The sequence below is a fragment of the Pedobacter sp. UYP1 genome (genome assembly GCF_040547305.1).
Taxonomy (GTDB): Bacteria; Bacteroidota; Bacteroidia; order Sphingobacteriales; family Sphingobacteriaceae; genus Pedobacter.
Window position 1 is genome coordinate 1 of record NZ_JBEPPL010000009.1, and the last position, 19350, is coordinate 19350.

Sequence of the window (19350 nt, forward strand, 5' to 3'; positions counted from 1 at the left end):
CTACCCCCTTTGCCTTTATTCGGCTTTTCGTCTTTTATACTCATTTTTCTGTTTTGAAAAACTTTCTTATGTAAACTCTTTTCAGGAACGGACAATCTTTAACTTATCAAGCTCAATTGACCGATTAATGTTATTACTTTGTAACAAAAATCTGTTTAAATGAATAAAGTTACGCCTAAGATCGATCAGGATATTAAAGTCACAGTTGATGCTATTGTTTTTGGATACAATCAGGAAAACGGTATTTCTGTACTGCTGATCAAGCGTAAAATTGAGCCCTTTCTTAACGAGTGGGCACTTCCAGGTGGTTTTGTACTGAATCATGAAACATTGGAAGAAGCTGTGGAAAGAGAATTACTTGAAGAAGCAGGAGTCTCTATAAATTATCTGGAACAACTCTTTACTTTTGGTAAGCCATCCCGTGATCCACGGATGCGTATTATTTCGGTAGCTTATTTTGGGCTGGTTAAGTCTTCAGACTTCAGTTTGTTTGCTTCCACAGATGCGTCCGAAGCGGCCTGGTTTAATATCTATGACCTTCCACCATTAGCTTTTGACCATAAAGAAGTGGTTGAAAAAGCTATTGCCCGTTTAAGAGCAAAAATTACCTATGAGCCAATCGGCTTTGAACTGCTTGATCCTAAATTTCTTTTCTCTAACCTGGAACAATTATATATGGAATTGTTAGGCCATGATATTGACCGCCGCAATTTTAAACGTAAAGTGATGTCTTTAGGCCTGGTTATTGAACTGGATGAAAAGGCTCCGGCTTTAAGTGCCGGACGGCCAGGAAAACTATACTCTTTTGACAAAGAAAAATATAAGCAGCTTAAAGTTAATGGTTTCGATCTTAATAAACTCCTTTAATACAGTTGTTTATGAATTTTAAATTTAATTTGTGTTAAAATAACGCAAATTAAATTTGCATAAGAAATAATAAAGACTTTAATTTGTGTCATTATAACGCAAATAGATATGAAAGTATTAAATTTATCAACCGGATTTAAACCCTTCAATTCCTCTTTAGAGGAAATAGATGCTAAAAGCTTTTTATTTAGCGGTGGGGAAGTACACATTAAGTTACAGGGCAAGGCAGAAGAAGTGATGATTTCTGCAAGACTAAATGATTCAAATGACGTCATGAAGTTGTTGCTGGCTGTAGACGCATTACGCCGCAACGGCAGTAAAAATATCAGCGTATTGATTCCCTATTTACCTTATGCCCGTCAGGATAGGGTGATGGTAGGAGGTGAGCCCTTATCAATTAAGGTAATGTGTAACCTGATTAACAGCTGCGGCTTTGATAAGGTATATATCTTCGATGTACATTCAGAAGTATCACTTGCTTTACTGGACAATTGTGAACTGATCACTAACTCAAGTCTGGCTAAACAAGTACTCCATGACCAAACTGATTACCTGTTGGTTTCTCCTGATGCTGGTGCGTTGAAAAAAATATATAAACTAGCCGAAGCTTTACAATATACCAGTGATATCGTTTTATGTAATAAGGTGAGAGATGTCAGCAACGGAAAAATCAAACAGATTACAGTTGATCAGGATGACCTGGAAGGTAAAGATTGTTTTATTATAGATGATATCTGTGATGGTGGTGCAACCTTTATAGGAGTCGCTAAAGAATTAAAAAAACGTAATGCTGGTAAAGTCAGCCTGATTGTTTCACACGGCATTATGTCTCATGGAGAAACAGAGCTTGCGGAGTGGATAGATCATATCTATACGACAGACTCTATTAAAGATAGTGAATCAACATTGATCAGCAGGATTCCACTGGCTGATCTGATCGAATTATAACTTAAAGAAATTAAAGATGAATAATATCCTCTTACAAACAGATGTTTACAAAATGGGTCATATGGAGCAATATGCTCCCGGATGTAATAAAGTATATTCTTATTTGACTGCAAGAAGTGACAAGAATTTTAATGAAACCGTATTTTTTGGACTTCAATATTATATCAAACAATACCTGTCAGCACCAATCACCAAAGAAATGGGTGAAGAATTTCTGACTTACCGCAAACTGATTTTAGGAAGTAACTCTCCCGAAGTAGAAGATAAAATCAGAGCACTTTGTGCGTTAGGTTATTTGCCAATAGAAATTAAAGCCGTTGAAGAAGGTACAATTATGCCTGTTCAAAATGTGTTGATGACAATTACTAATACACATCCTGATTTTTATTGGGTAGTCGGGTTTATGGAAAGTCTACTGCTAAAATTATGGTACACGATTACCGTAGCTACTTGCAGCCATCAGTACCGTAAAATTGTAACGCGTTATTTCAATGAAACCGATGAGGTTGAAATGGAAGGTGCAAAAGATTTCCAGGTGCATGATTTTGGATACCGTGGAGACGCTTCTGAAGAAGGTGCAGCAATTAGTGGGGTTGCGCATTTATTATCATTCCTGGGCAGTGATAATGTACCTGCTTTGCCTTGTGCGGTTGAATATTATAACGCTGATATCAAAGGAGCTCCAATTATGCTTTCTGTACCAGCCAGTGAACACAGTGTAATGTGCTCTTTTGGCAGAGAAGATGAAATCGGTGCTTTCCGTCATATGCTGGAGTTATATCCTACAGGAATTGTATCTATTGTTTCTGACACTTTTGATGTCTATAAAGTATTAACAGAGTTTGCTGAAATCCTGAAAGAAGATATTCTGAAAAGAGATGGTAAGGTTGTTTTCAGACCAGATAGTGGAAATCCTGAATATATTATTTGTGGAAATCCTGAGGCAGAACCCGGAACTAATGAGTGGAAAGGTGCCATTCGTTTACTGGATGAAAAGTTTGGATCTTCTTTGAACAGCAAAGGATACAAAGTATTGAATCCAAAAGTAGGGTTGATCTATGGAGACGGGATGTACCTGGAAAGATATATCAGAACGCTCGATCGTTTGAAAGAGATGGGCTATGCGGCCAGCAACCTGGTTATTGGAGTTGGGGGTATTTTAAGAAACCATAGCCGTGATACTTTAGGTTTCGCTATCAAAGCAACTTATGTTGAAGTTAACGGAGAACCAAGAGAAATTGAGAAAGATCCGATAACTGACCATAAAAAGAAATCATTGAAAGGAATGCTTTGCCTGAAAAGAGAAGGAAATGAATACCTGACTAAAGATCAATGCAGTGTGGCTGAAGAAGCTGATTCTTTATTGCAGGTGGTCTACAGGGATGGGGAATTAGTGAAAGAAACCAGCTTATTGGCTATAAGAGCGTTAATTAAAGCACAGGAAGAGGTTTTAACCGGCCAGTTATAATTCTGTATATAAAAAAGAGCAAATAACTTCTTCAGCTATTTGCTCTTTTTTATAACGTCCCATTAACTCAATGGGATGTTTTTATTTCAATATCTCGCTCAAACGCTCAGTCTGATGATCTGCAAGTTTCTTTAAAGGCCCCGCAGCCAGCATTTTCATCATCATATTCAGATCTGCTGAAATGATATGTGTAGCTGTTGTTGTACCATCACCATTATCCGCTACTGTCCATTTCAATTCTAAATCGAAAGGAGCTTTCTCAGAAGGAATTGCAATCAACTCCTGGTTTTCCACTCTGCTGGAAATCTTAATCGCCAGTTTAGCCATATTCTGGATGGTAAAACTAGCATCATCGGTTGTAGAAGACCAGTTGTAAATGTTTTCAGGCATTAACTGCTGATGATTGTTCATATCGGCTAAAAAAGCGTAAACTTTAGCTACCGGTTGGTTTACTGTGGTGGCACTTTCAATAACGGTCATTTTATACTGGGTTTTGGTCAAAATTCTGTCCCCACTCTGATGGGTTTCTGCGCCATTGGTTAAGAATATCTACATCACTTTGTGCAATAAAGCTATTCTCGGCTGCGTACTGTATCAAAGTATTGTAGTTAGATAACGTTGCAAAACGACATTTAGCCTCTTTAAAGTTTTCTTCAGCTATATCAAAGCCATAGGTGAAGATAGAAACTAAACCTGCAACAGACAAACCAGCATTTTTTAATGCATGTACCGCCTGTAAACTACTTTTACCAGTAGAAACCAAATCTTCTACCACAACTACGCGCTGACCTTCAATGATTTCTCCTTCAATCAGGCTACCCGTTCCATGTTCTTTAGCTTTTGCTCTTACATAAACAAATGGTAATCCTAATTCCTGAGCAACTAATACACCCTGAGGAATACCAGCAGTTGCAACTCCGGCAATTACATCAACAGAACCAAATTCTTCCTGTATCAACTGCGTAAGTTTCTGTCTGATGTATGTTCGAACTGACGGATGGGAGAGCGTTATCCTATTATCACAATAAATTGGAGATTTCCAACCTGAGGCCCAAGTAAAAGGGTTATTCGGCTGTAATTTTATTGCTTTAATTTGAAGTAAAAATTCAGCTACCTTTAATTCAATATCACTTTTATTATACATGCTCCAAAATTACTCAAAATAATACCTTTATTACACAAAGGATTTGTCCTTTTTTTGCCACCGATTGATAATCAATGCGATAATTAGAAACAAGGGTGGTTTAAACTAAATAATATTCGATTCCTCTTTGTATCGTACATAATTTTTATACTTTTATTTCATAAACAAGCATACCCAACCAGCTTTTGAAAGCTGACATACTAACGATCATACCAATGAAAACTTACACCATTTACATCAACGACAATACACTGCTCATCGCGAACAAAGAGCCATCACACACGGAACCTGTTGAGCTGGTGGAGGAAAACGGATTTAACTTTGAAGCTTTCTATGAAGGCTTAAGTAAACTATCCGCAAAACAGTACGTATTAATTACTGCTGACCCAAAGTCACTTTTTAAACAAATGAAAGCAGGCTTAACTGTTATCAAAGCAGCTGGTGGCCTGGTGATGAATGCAAAAGACGAATACCTGTTTATTTTTAGAAATAAAAAGTGGGACTTGCCAAAAGGTAAAGTTGAAAAAGGAGAGGGCATTAAAGATGCGGGAAGGCGCGAAGTGGAAGAAGAATGCGGCGTAAAAATCAATACAAACGATGAAAGGTTATGCAAAACCTATCATGTTTATGAGATGGGGGCAAAGTTAGTCCTGAAAAGAACCAACTGGTATAGCATGACTGTTAAAGGAAGCCCTAAATTGATTCCACAGAAAGAAGAAGGGATTACTAAAGCAGAATGGCTTACAGCAGCTGACCTCAAGCCAGTGCTGAAAAATACTTACCCTTCTATCATTGACGTATTGAAAGCAGGCAAACTGATCAAAGAGAAAGTTTCTAAAGAAAAAATAAAGCTTCCTTAGGAAGAAAAGGCGTTACATCACCATGGTTACGGAGAATATCCCGTACTATGGTGGAGCTAATGGCCGAATATTCAGGTTTACTCAAAATAAAGATGGTCTCCATTTCTGGCATCATCGTCTGGTTAATCTGCGCGATTGCCCTTTCATATTCAAAATCACCCACAGAGCGGATCCCGCGGATCATATAAGAAGCATTGATCTTTCTGCAAAAATCAACCGTCAGACCTTCGTAAGATTGAACTTCAATATTATCATAACCTGCAAATACCGCTTTAACGATTTCTTCGCGCACTTGTCCGGATAAAAAGCTTTGTTTAGAGCTGTTAAGCCCTATACCCACAATTACTTTGTCAAATAATGGCAAAGCACGCTTCAAGATATCAGCATGTGCGATGGTTAATGGGTCAAACGAACCCGGGAACAGGGCTATTTTCATAGTCTACGGCGTATAGTTAAAAAAGCTGAAAGAAGAATTACCATAACGGCGGGTTTCTTTATAGCCTGGCTGATCTTTTAATTTTAATAAAGAAGGGTGTTCTACCACTAGTAATCCATTTTCAGTCAGTAACTTGTTTTTCGCTACCAATTGCGGGATCAGTGGAATATTTGTCAAATCATAAGGCGGATCTGCAAATATAATCTGATAACTTTTGGTATGTTGTTCCAGGAATTTAAATACATCTGCTTTTTGCAGCGTGATTTCATTCAGCTCATATTTTTCAATAACTGATTTGAGCCAGAAAATACAACCAGAATGTTTATCTACAGCAGTCACTTCTTTTATCCCGCGTGAAGCGAATTCAATACTGATATTACCGGTGCCACTGAATAAATCAAGTACACTGCAGCTGTCAAAATCGTAGGTATTGTATAAAATATTGAAAAGGGCCTCTTTGGCCATATCTGTAGTAGGTCTTACAGGAAGACTGGCAGGCGCATTCATGCGGATACCTTTTAATTTACCGCCAATTATACGCATAAGTCCAGGGCTAATAAGCTGCTGTAATAGTGAGCAGGCATATCATCTAAGATAGCGTGATCAATATCACTGGCAGGAGGAAGGTTAAAATGGATGTGATTGAAATATTTATGCAGACAGGTATGATAACCATCGTTCTGATGAATAATCCCACTGATTAATACAGGTGTTTTTGCCGGATCTAATTTTAATTCCTGAATTAATAAAACCAGGTAATAATTAAATTCGTCCGGATTCTCCATCTGATAGGTATTCTGGAAGCGCATTTTGCCCTCATCCAGTAATAAGGCATTAAAAGAACCAACCGTAAAGTCCAGTAATAAAGCATTGCCTTCCACACTTGTTGCCAATGCCAAAACTGGCGCATTCTGCTCATAACGTGCAGCACTGGCCAGGAAAGTGTTTAAAGTCTGCGCTGTGAATTTCTCCAGGTTGAATACAGAAGTAAAGCCAAAGCGCGCAAATGCACGCGTATATAAAGTTTCTGATTGGTCTTCGCTGAAAAAGTTGGCGTAGGCATTCAGATCTTGTTTACAGAAAAATTCATTGGGAACTGCAATAGTATTCGGCGTATACACAGAAACCTTGATCTCCCTGAATGGTAACTTAAGATAACTGTCATTTTTTAAAATAGTGGCCAGGTCAGTACTGATATCATCACACTCCTGCTGATCAAACACGGCTTTTAACTGCTTGCTGTTTTTATCAATTATGGCATATGAAAAACTATCGCCAGTAATTTTTAACAACAAATTACAGGCTGAGGCAGTATTAGGATCAAATTCCGGATCCACTAATAAAATGCTGTTTTTACTATTGTTCATCTTAGCAAAATTAATTCTTTTTTCTATAACAACACCATTGCATATTTGTAAAATGGATAAAGCCTCAATAATTGCCCAGTCTTACCAATTTCAACCCACTGCTGAACAGTTTGTTTTTTGCCAGCAAATGGCTGATTTTTTGTCTGGAGAGCTGAATAACAGGTGTTTCATCCTTAGAGGATATGCGGGTACAGGTAAAACTACTTCCGTTGCTGCACTGGTAAAGGTTTTACCGAAATTCAGGCTAAGATCTGTTTTACTCGCTCCAACAGGCCGCGCTGCGAAGGTGATGACCAGTTATTCGGGCAGAACAGCCTTAACTATTCACAAAAAAATATATAGAAAAAGGTCTGCCGTAAGTCTTGATATGTCATTTCAGCTGGCGCCAAACCTTGCAGAAAACACTTTATTTATTATTGACGAGGCATCAATGATTGCCGATGAGTGGAATACCCAGAATGGATCTTCTTTTTTGAAGGATGTGATGGAGTTTATCTACAATGGTAAAAATTGTGCTGTACTATTTGTTGGTGATACTGCCCAGCTGCCACCGGTAGGCAGTCTGGATTCTCCAGCATTGAATAAAGATTATGTTGCTCAGAATTTCGGATTAAGAGTCACAGAAACAGAATTGAGAGAAGTTGTCCGTCAAGGCAGAGAATCTGGGATATTAGCCAATGCTTCCATGCTGCGGGATCTGATCAATACCCATATTGAAAATATAGCAGAAGGAAATGGAGAGGAAAAAGTAGCCTTACCACAGTTTTTCACTAAAGGGTACAAAGATATTTTCAGAATGACAGGTGTAAAACTTGTCGAAGGACTGGAATATGCTTACAGGAAGTTTGACATTGAAAATTCTCTGGTGGTTTGCCGTTCTAACAAATCTGCAAATGTCTATAACCAGCAAATCAGAGCGAGATTATTATATCGGGAAGAAGAGCTGACAGGCGGAGATCAGATTATGGTGGTCCGGAATAATTATTTTTGGTTGCCAGACAATGAATCGACATCTTTTATCGCCAATGGTGATATGGCCAGGATTGTCAGGGTAAGAAATGAAGAGGAGCGGTATGGTTTCAGGTTTTCTGAGGTACAGCTTGAATTTTTGGATTACCCGGAAGCAGGTCAGGTCACTTGTAAAGTTATGCTGGATACCTTACAGGCAGAAACACCTAATTTACCTTATGAAGACAGCAAAAAGTTATTCGAGGGCTTAGTCGAAGATTACGAGCATATTTCGAATAAACGGGAGCGGATGCTGGCGATTAAAGAAGACCCTTATTACAATGCATTGCAGATTAAGTTTGCTTATGCAGTGACCTGCCATAAAGCACAGGGTGGTCAATGGGATGCGGTATTTGTAGATCAGGGATATCTGACCGACGAAATGGTAGATCTGGAGTTTCTGCGCTGGTTATATACTGCCATTACCAGGGCTAAACAGGAATTATTCCTGGTTAACTTTGCGCAGAACTTATTTAGAGATCCATCCGAAGAGCAGTACTAAATATCAGCAAACAGCTTAGTGTTTTGCGTCTTCAGTATGAGCAGCTTTTCTAAGAAAAGAAAAGTAAATTGCAGTGGTTGCTATAATTACGCATAAAGCAAGAACTATGAAAGTAACTTCTGCCGTTCCTAAACGTTCCGTATGTGCTGAAATCTCGTGATTTTCTAAAACTGTGGAAATAGTCATATTGTTTTTTTTTGTGAAGGTAATAAATATAAATTATTACCCCGTCATAAATAATGCAATATGGGTATCGCAGAGAACAGAATGGGTAATAAAATCAACGGTATATGGTTGATTACGATCTAGTTCACTATACCCAATTTTTCCTCTATTGCTTTCCCAATTGGCGCAATTGGTAAGGTTACTGACTTATTTGTCTGAAGCAAAACCTTCCATTCTCCGGTGTATCTTCTCCTTGTAATCTCAAATGAGCCCTTTGGATGTACGATTTTGTAAAGATTGATGGTTGATATTGGGTGTAATATACTGTAGACATCGTCTTCGATATTGATTTTTAGACTTCTCATAAGTAATTGTTAATAAATTGGTTCCCATTGATATACGCAGGAACCTTGCCATGATCAGATTTCTTAATATGACTGCTACAGAATATTAGTATTAATTTACGCATTTTTGTTACAAGTATTTTTAAGCTACAATGATTTAGCTGCTTATTGAAATCAAACCGCGCAAATCATTTATAAAACTATAAAGATAAATTGGAATTTTATCAAATGTGATCAACCTATGAATAAGAAACTATACTTTCTCCTTTTACTTTTATCAAACCTTGTTTTTATCCAGGGTTACGCACAAAATCAAAAATATTTTAAAGTTATCCCATTAGGTACCAAGGGCGGACTGGACGAAAGTAATTTGTCAGCTTACCTGGTTGCACCAATAGGCAGCGATAACTTTATTGCAGCAGATGCCGGAACACTAAGACATGGAATAGATGTAGCAATCAGCAATCAATTATTGAAAGGGCCTGCTGACGAGGTTTTGAAAAATAACATTAAAGGTTACCTGGTTTCCCATGCACACCTGGATCATGTGGCAGGATTAATCATGAACTCTCCCGATGATTCCAAAAAAAATATTTATGCCTTTCCATCTGTTATTGAGGTCTTGAGGGACAAATACTTTACCTGGAAAGCCTGGGCTAATTTTGCAAATGAAGGGGAGATGCCAAGGTTGAATAAATATACTTATGTACCGCTTGAAGCGCAGGTAAAGAAAGAATTAACCGGCACAGAAATGCAGGTCACGGCTTTTCCTCTGAGTCACGGGCCTGGTTATGAAAGTACTGCTTTTCTAATCAGCCATCAGGAGAATTCTTTGTTATACCTGGGAGACACAGGAGCAGACGAAATAGAAAAAAATACGCAATTAGAGAAACTTTGGAAACAAGTAGCTCCACTGATCATAAAGAACCAGCTAAAAGCAATATTCATAGAAACATCTTTTTCTGATAAACAACCGGAGAATCAATTATTCGGGCATTTAACTCCGCGTTTGCTCATGGTAGAATTAAGCAAGCTGAATAAATTAACAGGAATTGAGGCTTTGCAAAAAGTTTCCATTGTAATAACGCACATCAAGGCATGGGATAAAGAAGAAGCATACCTGGTTAATGAACTGAAACAGAAAAATCAACTGGGTTTGAAGCTTGTTTTCCCGGAACAGGGGAAATACCTGGAGTTTTAATTGATCCGAATGGCAATTGTTATTGAATAAAAAAAGATAAAGCGGCCAAATCATAGCCGCTTTATCCTTCTTATGCTGTCCCGGCAGCAAAAAAACGGGAAGAGCTATGAATTAAAGTTTTTCTAAACGTGATAAAGAAGAGATTCCTTCCAGTTTCAAACCTCTGGTTACCGCAGAAGTTGACGGGTTATATTGGTAGATGTAATATCCATCTGCCGTTTGTGCTGCAATAGAAACTATTCCATTTTCAACCAGTACATTTTCTATAAAACTACCGCTGATACTTTTTGGGATGTTTAACTTGGTTTTAGTTTGGTTCACAACGTCTACTACATAGTAATCTGCGATAAATCCAACACTATAAGATTTATAGTCGGTAATCTGAGTTTTATCGATGAATTTTACGATAGCTTTTCCATTACCAATGTAGAATAATCCCATTGCTTCCTCTTTATTTCTATCTGTTATTTCATAGAAATAATCAGGATCAATTTGTGAAGCTCCATTTTTTACACGGTAAATACCGAAGGGCTTATTTTTATTTGAAGTTGTCCAGATATTTGGAGATGCGATAAAGTAAGAGTTGCCATTTTCTACAAATGAGTTTGGCATATTTAAAGAATAATGTTCAGGTAAAGTGAATCTTATATCTTTTGTTACCCTCACGTTATTCATTGCAGGATAATCAAATGTAGCCAGGTAAGTTGTATCTACTGATAGGTTGTCACCAGCATTTGCATTTTGTGTATAGGTAAGATTTACTTTGTTGTCAGTAATCGTGGCTGCATATCCCCAAAAATAGTGATCCTTAAGTAAGCCAGGGACATTTATTTTACCACTGCCAGTAAAGGTCATCGTCTCTACATTAAGAATGGCATATTCAAATTGAACCGATCCATTCGAACTGAACAGGACAAGCGTTTTATCATCTTTCCATTTGTAGAAACTAGCATAATATGCCCAGCTGATTTGAGTAAAAGGAATTTCCTTAACAACAGTATTGATCTTATTGTTAGAGGTGTACTTAACCAGGTTACCTGCATCGTTCAATCCGTAATAAAATCCGTTTCTGGCGGTTATCGTAGTCAAAGTTGTCGCTACTCCAGTTCCTACCAGGGTTGCGGTACCACTTGTTAAAGAGCCTGTTTGTAAAATATATTCAGCAGCAGGTGATCCGGAAGATACCCTTAAACTGTAAGTACTTTGAACTACTGGAGGTATTTCATCCGTTGTTTTGCTTTCATTTTTTTTACAAGCGGAGAGTCCTGAGATAAGTACGACTGATGCAAGTAATGGGAGAAATTTATTAACTGTTTTTAACATGATATTGAGTTGGTTTTAAGAATAAAATGGTGTTTGTTTATTGATTATTTAATGAAGTAGCGCAGTTTTACATAAAATGATCTGCCTGGTTTTTGCAATCTGAAATTATCGTAAGCAATTACATTGGTTACATTAAAAGACTCGGCAGAAATATTATACTTGCCATTTTTAAATGAATAAGCCAGGCTTGCATTGTGCGTTAACTGACCCGGTATTTTATTATTGGACTCCTTGCTGCCCAGTGATTCCCAGGTCAGGTAAAACCAATGTACATACTGAGTTGACCAGTTAAATTGCAGGCGTGAATCTTTGCCCAGCAGATCATTTTTACCAATGCCGATATTGGCATTTCCATATACCCAGGGTTGGTTAGGTATTTTATCTCTGTAAGTGATATCCTTGATAGTCGTGCTACCGGCCTGAAATTCCTGGTTATTTCTTGCATTCTGATAAGTTGCATTCACAGAAACCTCTAATAGCTGACGGTAGTTATAGCTCACTTCTCCTTCTACTCCACTAATTTCTGCTTTGCCTACATTCAGATAGTTAGAATATCTGCCAGCAGGTACAGCCATATAAATAAAGTCTTTAGCATTTCTATAGAAATAAGAAGCATCAAAAGCAATTCTATGATCATTCAGCTGATAATGATAATATAAGCCGACATTGATATTATCACTTTTCTCAGGCTTTAAGGCCGTATTTGAAACCACATTTATACCATCACCAAATAGCTCATCAGGCTCCTGCAGACGATAAGCGTGTTCAAAAGAAGCCTTGATCCCTGCATTTTCATTGAGCTTGAATCTGGAAGCTACTCCATAACCGAAATTATCCTGATGCGTCCGGCTGTCTGCATTTTCCCATCCGTTGGAACCCCCTAAAGAAACTGCATTGGGTACAAAAGCACCATAGCCATAGTATTTTGCAAAAGGTGTAATGGTCAGTTTGTCGTTCCATAAAGTACGCTGATAAGCCAGGCCCACTATGTTTTTTGTGATCGTATTCGGAGTAGCGAATGGATTATCTTTTAGTCTGCCCAGCTCTTCCTTAGCGGAACGGCTGAAATGGCTATAACTATAATTTAGATTAATACTTTGCTGGTCATCAATCTTATAGGCCATATTTATTCTTCCGATAGCCGTATTGTTCTTATAGCGGTAAATAGTTTTTACACCTCCGATTTCGCCCGCAATCTCTTCTGGTTTTACAATTCCTCCCCATCCATATTTATAACCCGAAGTGTCTGTTACGTGTGATTTTGTAGTGGAATAAGAGGCTGTTGCATTTACTGACAAGCCCTTTAACAGAAAATCATTTTTCTTGTATTTAAGGCTCGGCATGAAGAATTGCTCATTATTAGTAGCCCCGCCGTAAACAATATTCTGACTTGCACCTGTTTGTATCTCTTTATATAAAGAAGAATAAAGGAAGCCAAGAGACAATTGGTCAGCCCATGATTTATTAACTACACCCACGTCCATTTGCCCCATTGCAGACTTATAAGCGTCATGGAAACGATAGGCATCTTTCTGTACAACAACGCCACCTTCATTAACTTGTATTGGTGCACCATACTCCGGATTATTACGCATTAAATAATCATTGTCAGAATAATTATGGTACCCACTGAAGTTGAAGATAATCCCGCTTTTATCCGTCGTAAATCTACCTGCAAGTGCAGCCCGGCTCGTATTGAAAGAACCATAACTATAACTCGCGTCCAGAAACTTTTTGGTATGCTGATCGGTGACGATATTTATAGCACCTCCCAGCGCATCAGAACCCAGCTCTACAGGTACTACACCTTTATAAACTTCAATTCTTTCAGCAAGATTAACCGGTATATTATTGAGTGACATAGCGCTTCCGAAGGTTTCCATTGGAATACCATCCAGAAAGAATTTAACTTGTTTACCAGAAAGGCCATTCATTGTGAATTTGAAATCAGAACCTAATCCGCCCTGCTCTCTGATTTTAATACCAGCACTTCTGTTCAGCACCTGGTTAAGATCAGCGGTGGTATTTGCGAACTTTTTAAGATCGATCGCATTTACAGCAAAACCAGATTCCTTGATTTCCTGACTTTTTGTTTTCCCGGTAATAGCAACATTATCAAGTTCCTGAAAATTCTTTTTTAAGGTAAATGATAAGGTGAATTGCTGACCAGGCCTTAATAATACTTGCCTGGAGCTGGATACATAGCCCATGTAAGAAGCGATAATCGTATAATTACCTGGCGATACTCCTTTAAGCTCATAGTATCCGTCACTGCCAGTAACAGCTCCGGTTTTCGTGTTCTTTAAGAGCAGGGTTGCACCTGCAATTACCGAAGTGCTGTCTTTGACATATCCAGAAATTGTAGCTGAGTTTTGTGCATAAGTTGCGAAGGATAACGCACTTATGGCTAATAAAAGTAGAATTTTTCGAAATGACATTATTTTAATATGGGTGTGTTTATACTGTTAGTAGCATAAGAACTACTTTTCCGAAGGTGTAACAGTAAAAAAATATTAAAATAAATTAAGGGACTAATTGAGTTTGTCTGCCCTCATGATAAAATCTGTGTCCCCTGCTAATTGAAGTCCCTTTTTAAGCGTTCCATTACTGATATTATAGCTCCAGATATAATTGCCATTTAAGGTAGAGTTTACTGCGATATAAGCTAGATTATCTTTAACAATTACGCATTCTCTTCTAGTTCCTTTATCCAAAGGAAGATCAAGTTTTTTTATATCCTTTTTTAACAGATCGAGTATATAAAATTCAAAATGTGCTGTACTGTAATGATCACTTAAACCTTTAAATAAGTCCTTTCTTTCACTTCTGATAATAGCTTTATGATGACCAAGATACCAGATACCATAAGCATGGTTTTTGATTACAGATCCGGAAATATCAAAAAAGTATGATTTATCTATAGTTTCCCGGGCCGCATTGATCCGGAATATTCCTGTAGGTAATTCCGGGCGGTTACCTAGTGCAATTCCAGGACAGGACATAAAATAGTAGTTTCCCTGTTCATCATTGAAAGCATACGACTGTATCGTATTGGTGCCTCCCGGAGAAGTGGAGCGGGTATCTTTATCCGTTTTGATTAACTGCATTCCGGGATATTTGATCACAGCTACATAAGTGGTGTCACTTGTACTATAATTTGAAGAACTCAATTGCTCATTGTAAGTATAACCCAATAGCATTTTACCTTTTCTTAGTTCAGCGAAGCCAATGGAGACCGAAGTGAACTTTCCGGAAGGACGGGGGATATTAATTTCACCTGCTGATGTCTGCTGCATCTTGTCCGTATTCAAACTGATATATTTGACTTGTGTATAATCAGCTTTGTTCAGGCCAGTCAGTAATAAAGTGTCGTTAGCAATCCAATTGTAATTCTCTATAGAAAAGTCTTTCAAAGGCATAGCAGCCAAAAGAGTCAATGTACTGCCATTCAGTTTGTATTTTTCAAAGGATGCTTTTTTCCGGCTTAAATGATAGTAATATCCTTGGTGTACAATGACATCCCGGTCCATTACATCCCCGTCCAGTAAAGCACCTTCCTCCTCTGGCCGCACCGACCCACTGTTTAAAGAATCCGTTTCCAGTAAATATTCTTTCCCATCTTTACCGAGTATATATAGGCTGTATTTTTTCTTTGACGGACTTAAATCCTGGTGGTTATTTTGATTGCAGGAGGTGCAAAAGAACAGGACCAATAAGCAAGACAGCAGAAAAGTTTTTACCGGATGATGCATTATATTTATTAGAAAAGAATTAGATACTAAACTTATTCATAAGTTGTTTTTGAAGTACCGGTGGAAGATCCATCAGGTTTCTTTGATTGATCAGGATAAACCTGTCATATCCTGATTTACCATTCATCGCGATGTAGGTTTGTCCTGTTTTAAAGGTCATTTTCCCTTCGCTTCCGCCAATGCTTAATTCAATATCTTTTTTGGGCGAGATGATAATACTTCCGGAGAAATCGATATTCCCTGTCTGGTAGTTAATTTTTGCAGTGGATTCTGGTGCCAGCGAAATACAATAAGCTCTGGAATCAATATGTCTTACTTTTAGTAAAGAAGTATTATTTACGGAGACTAAACCTAATGGATCCTGAGGAGTATAGTATAAATGATAGCTGATCAGTGAAGAAAGCCCTACAACTAAAACAGCTGCTATCATTTTTGTCCATTGGGTCAATTTGAAAGATTTGGTAAGGATAACTGCAGGTTCTTCTTTAACTGTATTTAATCCGGTTGGGAGGATCTGCTGAATTTCTTCCCACATTTGTGCCTTGAGTTCAGCCTTGTTTTCTTGTACAGGAAGTTGCAATTCCTGATCAGTTTCTTCAGAAAACAGCCATTCCTCCACGAATTTGCTTTCTTGCAGATCGCATTCGCCAAGGTGATATTTTTCGATAAGTTCTTTACTTATTTTCATACAGGCCATTCTTACTACAAACTTAGACAAAATATAAGAGCCTGTTTAAATTAATTAGTGTAATTGGCAAGATTGAGTTTAAGCATAGTGGTCGCTTTAGAGATGTGATACTCCACAGCTCTTTCTGAGATCAGCAGGTTAGAAGCAATTTCTTTGTTGCCTAAACCATCCTCTCTGCTCATTTTATAAACTCTTTTGCACTGACATGGCAGCCGATCGACCAGCAGGTTTACTTTCTCTTTTAAGCTATTGAAAAGGATATGTTCTTCGGTACAATTTGTGGACATTGTACAGCTTTGCATTTTCATGCCGATATGTTTTTCTCTGCTGACCTTATTTCTGATGTATTCAAAAGTCTTGAACTTTGCGGAACGAACAAGATAGTGCTCCGCTTTTTCAAGTTCGAGGTTTTCTCTTCTTTCCCAAAGTGATTTGAAGATATCCTGAACCATCTCTTTTGCAGGTTCCATTTCGCGAATGTTGTTGTAACAGATCGCATAAACTTTTTCCCAATAAAGCGTGTAAATCCATTCGAAAGTTTCCTTGTCGATATGAAGCGTACCGGATGAATTTATATCTTTTATTGTTGCCAAGTCAGGATTGGATAATGTCTGCCAAATATAGATTATTTATAATGATTATAAATAAATTAGTTAAATTATCTTGCCTGATGGCAGATGCGATTTATAGCACATTCATCTTTAACGAATTACGGGAATATTTGCAAAATCCTGAAGCCTAGTTATTAACAATAATTAACATTCAGGTTAAAAAGTGTTAATTATTGAAGGTGTTTTTTTTCTTCTGCCTATTTTTAGTGGATGAAATTAATTCTCGTTCAAATCTTATCGGCCTTTTTCGTAATAATATTCTTTTTGCCTGCGGAAGGCCTGGCCCAGCAAATGGTGAAAGGGGTTATATTTGAAGAAGGCACCAGGACAAGAGTAGCAGGAGCCTCAGTTCATAATCAAAGAACTGGCTATACGAATTCAACTAATAACTTTGGTTTATTCGATATTGTGGTACAAGAAGGGGATACACTTCAGATTTCTCTGGATGGATATTTGGATAAGCAAATTGAGGTAAGTAATTTGAAAGATCTGATTATCTATCTCAGAGCCTCATCGACCCAGTTAAAGGAAGTGAAAATAACCGGACAATCCAGGTTACAGGGGCTGCGTGAGGCTCAGGCTGATTTCAAAGCCAAAGGAATTTTTAATAATGGTAAACCATCAGCAGGAATGTTGTCGCCGCTGGGTGGTAGTCCGCTAACTTATTTATATGAAACTTTTAGTCAGGATGGTAAGCGTGCCAGAAGATTAGGGAAATTCATCGCACGCGAATCTGATTATACCGAAGTAGCCAGCAGGTTCAATAAGGAGAAAATTAAATCGCTTGTTCCTATCAAGGACGAGGATCTGGAAGAGTTTAAGTCAGCTTACTGGCCAAATAATGAAGATATCCGGAAATGGGGGGATTACGATCTTCATAATTATATTAAAAAATCTTTCGAAGAATTTAAAAAAACTAAGGGCTATATGTAATTACATTCACAGCCCGCACTTCAAAATAAGAAAATATAAGCTTCAATTTGAAGAAGCTTATATTCATTTCATATTATTTGTGGCCCGCTAAAAACTGCTGATAATTCTTTTCGTTCGCAAAGTAGGCTACACTACCTTCCTCATTGAGCAATACAATATAAGCCTCAGTTTTATCTACCTTTTTACCAGTTTGCGGATCAGTGGCCATGCGTACCGTTTTATCTTTTGGAATACGATCCACACACATCTCACAGCATCCATAATAAATTTTACCTTGATAAGGAACTTCGATTTGTTTTTTGCCCATATAAGCATCATTCACCATACAAACTTCCTGGGCCGGGACACGATCACCTACTTTGAAATCTTTTTTAGCTGCGGAAACAGGTTCTTCTTTTTTAACAGGCTTTATCGCTGGTGGCGCTGTCACTGGTGTTACTGTTGCTACTGCAGAAATTGATTCAGCAGGCTTACCTGATCCTGATAATTGTTCTGATGGCTGACTTGCAGAGTTACAAGCCGTAAAGAGTACCACGGATAATACCGCAATACAGAATAACTGATTGAATAATTTCATTGTGTTTTTATTTAACGGTTTTTAATTTTAATTGGAGTTTCGTCTTTGTTGAGCTAACAAATGAAATCTGGTGCTTACTGATGACGATAAACCTGTGAAAATTTTAAAAGACGATTGTCTATATCCGGTAAACGCAATGCATGAGGTAGAGTGGGGGATGCCAGACAGGCGTAGAAAAAAAGAATTGATCGGTTTGGAGCTTAATTAATGAAGTACTATACTCAAAAACGGCTCCTGAATAGCGATTTAAAAGAACCTCACCTGAAAATTTGAATGTGCTGTTTTTAAATGAGCTTTCTTGAACTTTTCCAGTAAGTTTTAGGTGTTCTGTTTTGTATTTACAGCAAGAATCTTTTTTATGCTGCTGATTATTCCGGTTTCCACAGATCGGGCATACCTCATGCTGATCTTTCATCAATAAACTTGTTTCCTGTTGTTTACCCTTGCAGAAATGTGTATTGACTGTAAACCCAACGGATACAATCAGGAGCAAAAGGGAAATAAACAGTGTAAACAGTCTTTTCATTTGAATAGACAAAGATGATCCTTCACTTAAAAAAATGGCTTACAGAATTTTGAAAATGTTTTATATAATTCGGAGACTAAGAAAAACTTTTGATTACGTCAGAAAAAAAATAGTATGGAATGGATTTATTAAAAACAATTTGCTGCTAATATTCTTATAGGGTTAGTTCGCGATTTGGTAAAGTGATTTTTTTAGTAAAGCTATTCCAGAAAGCGTTATGTATACTTTAAAATACTATTACTTGCTAGTCGATTACAGGTGACCCGATCCTTTTCTGCGAAGATATAGACTATTCAAAAAAACAGGCATAATAAGTCCTGCATTCTGCATTACCAGTAGCTTATGAACCTGGTAATTAATCTTAGAACATCCCTTCTCATTTTACAGTGCTCGCAATGACATGCTCATTAGCCTGCGTGTTGATCCTTTTTAGTGCCTGAAAACCAATTAATTATTCTCTTATAATTCTCACCAATCATTCAAAATAATATGAAGAAGTTCTCTAAAATCGAATTTGCCATTTTGACAATGACAATCATTGTCATTTTCTTATCTGAATACTATTTCATGGTGTTAAAAGACCACGATCGGGCAATATTTATTGGATTATGGCCTCCAACAATGATAGGC

At 37.6% G+C, this 19350-nt stretch carries 21 protein-coding genes; 7 read left to right on the forward strand and 14 right to left on the reverse strand.

All coding sequences use genetic code 11. The annotated features are described in order from the left end of the window. The first annotated feature begins 159 nt into the window (after positions 1-159). From ABIB30_RS17105 to ABIB30_RS17115, 3 genes are all read left to right on the forward strand, one after another. The gene (locus ABIB30_RS17105; RefSeq protein ID WP_183867529.1) at positions 160-867 is read left to right on the forward strand and encodes an NUDIX hydrolase; all 708 of its coding nucleotides are present in this window, start codon (positions 160-162) and stop codon (positions 865-867) included. A 108-nt stretch (positions 868-975) separates the two neighbouring features. Beyond that, positions 976-1815, forward strand: a complete 840-nt coding sequence (gene prs / locus ABIB30_RS17110; protein ID WP_354304084.1) for a ribose-phosphate diphosphokinase — start codon at positions 976-978, stop codon at positions 1813-1815. A 16-nt stretch (positions 1816-1831) separates the two neighbouring features. Next, a complete protein-coding gene (locus ABIB30_RS17115; RefSeq protein WP_354304085.1) occupies positions 1832-3283 on the forward strand; it encodes a nicotinate phosphoribosyltransferase in 1452 nt (483 codons plus the stop codon). A gap of 81 nt (positions 3284-3364) precedes the next feature. Here ABIB30_RS17115 and ABIB30_RS17120 read toward each other — a convergent pair whose 3' ends face one another. Beyond that, on the reverse strand, positions 3365-3763 hold the full coding sequence (locus ABIB30_RS17120; RefSeq protein ID WP_068402453.1) for an SRPBCC family protein: 399 nt from the start codon (positions 3761-3763) through the stop codon (positions 3365-3367). Position 3764: 1 nt separating this feature from the next. After that, the gene (pyrE, locus tag ABIB30_RS17125; RefSeq protein ID WP_111632118.1) at positions 3765-4427 is read right to left on the reverse strand and encodes an orotate phosphoribosyltransferase; all 663 of its coding nucleotides are present in this window, start codon (positions 4425-4427) and stop codon (positions 3765-3767) included. A 215-nt stretch (positions 4428-4642) separates the two neighbouring features. Here pyrE and ABIB30_RS17130 point away from each other — a divergent pair, with 215 nt between their 5' ends. Then, positions 4643-5287, forward strand: a complete 645-nt coding sequence (locus ABIB30_RS17130; protein ID WP_354304088.1) for an NUDIX hydrolase — start codon at positions 4643-4645, stop codon at positions 5285-5287. Here ABIB30_RS17130 and coaD read toward each other — a convergent pair. Genes coaD through ABIB30_RS17145 form a run of 3 tightly spaced genes read right to left on the reverse strand, consistent with a single transcriptional unit; the run spans position 5262 to position 7090 of the window. Next, positions 5262-5723 (reverse strand): pantetheine-phosphate adenylyltransferase, encoded by a 462-nt coding sequence (gene coaD, locus ABIB30_RS17135; protein ID WP_354304090.1) that lies wholly within the window; start codon positions 5721-5723, stop codon positions 5262-5264. The two genes, ABIB30_RS17130 and coaD, sit on opposite strands and share 26 nt — an antisense overlap. A 3-nt stretch (positions 5724-5726) precedes the next feature. Further along, entirely contained in the window at positions 5727-6266 is a 540-nt protein-coding gene (locus tag ABIB30_RS17140) for an RsmD family RNA methyltransferase (RefSeq protein WP_068402444.1), read from the reverse strand. Further along, on the reverse strand, positions 6257-7090 hold the full coding sequence (locus ABIB30_RS17145) for a DUF3822 family protein (protein ID WP_354304092.1): 834 nt from the start codon (positions 7088-7090) through the stop codon (positions 6257-6259). The genes ABIB30_RS17140 and ABIB30_RS17145 overlap by 10 nt, the downstream gene beginning before the upstream one ends. A gap of 52 nt (positions 7091-7142) precedes the next feature. Between ABIB30_RS17145 and ABIB30_RS17150 the strand changes: the two genes are divergently transcribed. Continuing rightward, positions 7143-8600 carry an ATP-dependent DNA helicase gene (locus ABIB30_RS17150; protein ID WP_354304094.1) on the forward strand — a complete coding sequence of 486 codons (1458 nt, stop codon included), beginning with the start codon at positions 7143-7145 and terminating at the stop codon, positions 8598-8600. Between the two features lie 15 nt (positions 8601-8615). Here the strand turns inward: ABIB30_RS17150 and ABIB30_RS17155 are convergent, their stop codons facing one another. Then, positions 8616-8786 (reverse strand): hypothetical protein, encoded by a 171-nt coding sequence (locus tag ABIB30_RS17155; protein ID WP_157287946.1) that lies wholly within the window; start codon positions 8784-8786, stop codon positions 8616-8618. 119 nt (positions 8787-8905) lie between these two features. Further along, positions 8906-9130 (reverse strand): hypothetical protein, encoded by a 225-nt coding sequence (locus tag ABIB30_RS17160; RefSeq protein ID WP_354304096.1) that lies wholly within the window; start codon positions 9128-9130, stop codon positions 8906-8908. A 220-nt stretch (positions 9131-9350) separates the two neighbouring features. On the opposite strand from ABIB30_RS17160, the gene ABIB30_RS17165 reads away from it, so the two are divergent. Then, positions 9351-10310: an MBL fold metallo-hydrolase gene (locus ABIB30_RS17165; RefSeq protein WP_354304098.1), complete on the forward strand. Its 960-nt coding sequence runs from the start codon at positions 9351-9353 to the stop codon at positions 10308-10310. A gap of 111 nt (positions 10311-10421) precedes the next feature. Here the strand turns inward: ABIB30_RS17165 and ABIB30_RS17170 are convergent, their stop codons facing one another. The 5 genes from ABIB30_RS17170 to ABIB30_RS17190 all read right to left on the reverse strand — a co-directional run bounded on the left by ABIB30_RS17170 (position 10422) and on the right by ABIB30_RS17190 (position 16666). Next, on the reverse strand, positions 10422-11633 hold the full coding sequence (locus tag ABIB30_RS17170) for a DUF4374 domain-containing protein (RefSeq protein ID WP_354304100.1): 1212 nt from the start codon (positions 11631-11633) through the stop codon (positions 10422-10424). A gap of 44 nt (positions 11634-11677) precedes the next feature. Further along, positions 11678-14071, reverse strand: a complete 2394-nt coding sequence (locus ABIB30_RS17175; RefSeq protein WP_354304102.1) for a TonB-dependent receptor — start codon at positions 14069-14071, stop codon at positions 11678-11680. 93 nt (positions 14072-14164) lie between these two features. Continuing rightward, the gene (locus ABIB30_RS17180) at positions 14165-15385 is read right to left on the reverse strand and encodes a DUF4374 domain-containing protein (RefSeq protein ID WP_354304104.1); all 1221 of its coding nucleotides are present in this window, start codon (positions 15383-15385) and stop codon (positions 14165-14167) included. Positions 15386-15404: 19 nt separating this feature from the next. Then, positions 15405-16073: a hypothetical protein gene (locus ABIB30_RS17185; protein WP_354304106.1), complete on the reverse strand. Its 669-nt coding sequence runs from the start codon at positions 16071-16073 to the stop codon at positions 15405-15407. A gap of 50 nt (positions 16074-16123) precedes the next feature. Beyond that, entirely contained in the window at positions 16124-16666 is a 543-nt protein-coding gene (locus ABIB30_RS17190; RefSeq protein WP_354304108.1) for a sigma-70 family RNA polymerase sigma factor, read from the reverse strand. A 228-nt stretch (positions 16667-16894) separates the two neighbouring features. Between ABIB30_RS17190 and ABIB30_RS17195 the strand changes: the two genes are divergently transcribed. After that, a complete protein-coding gene (locus tag ABIB30_RS17195; protein ID WP_354304110.1) occupies positions 16895-17617 on the forward strand; it encodes a carboxypeptidase-like regulatory domain-containing protein in 723 nt (240 codons plus the stop codon). A 73-nt stretch (positions 17618-17690) separates the two neighbouring features. On the opposite strand, the gene ABIB30_RS17200 is transcribed toward ABIB30_RS17195, so the two are convergent. Together ABIB30_RS17200 and ABIB30_RS17205 are read right to left on the reverse strand one after the other, a co-directional pair. Beyond that, the gene (locus ABIB30_RS17200; RefSeq protein WP_354304111.1) at positions 17691-18194 is read right to left on the reverse strand and encodes a hypothetical protein; all 504 of its coding nucleotides are present in this window, start codon (positions 18192-18194) and stop codon (positions 17691-17693) included. A gap of 118 nt (positions 18195-18312) precedes the next feature. Continuing rightward, positions 18313-18720 (reverse strand): HYC_CC_PP family protein, encoded by a 408-nt coding sequence (locus tag ABIB30_RS17205; protein WP_354304113.1) that lies wholly within the window; start codon positions 18718-18720, stop codon positions 18313-18315. Positions 18721-19350: the final 630 nt, after the last annotated feature.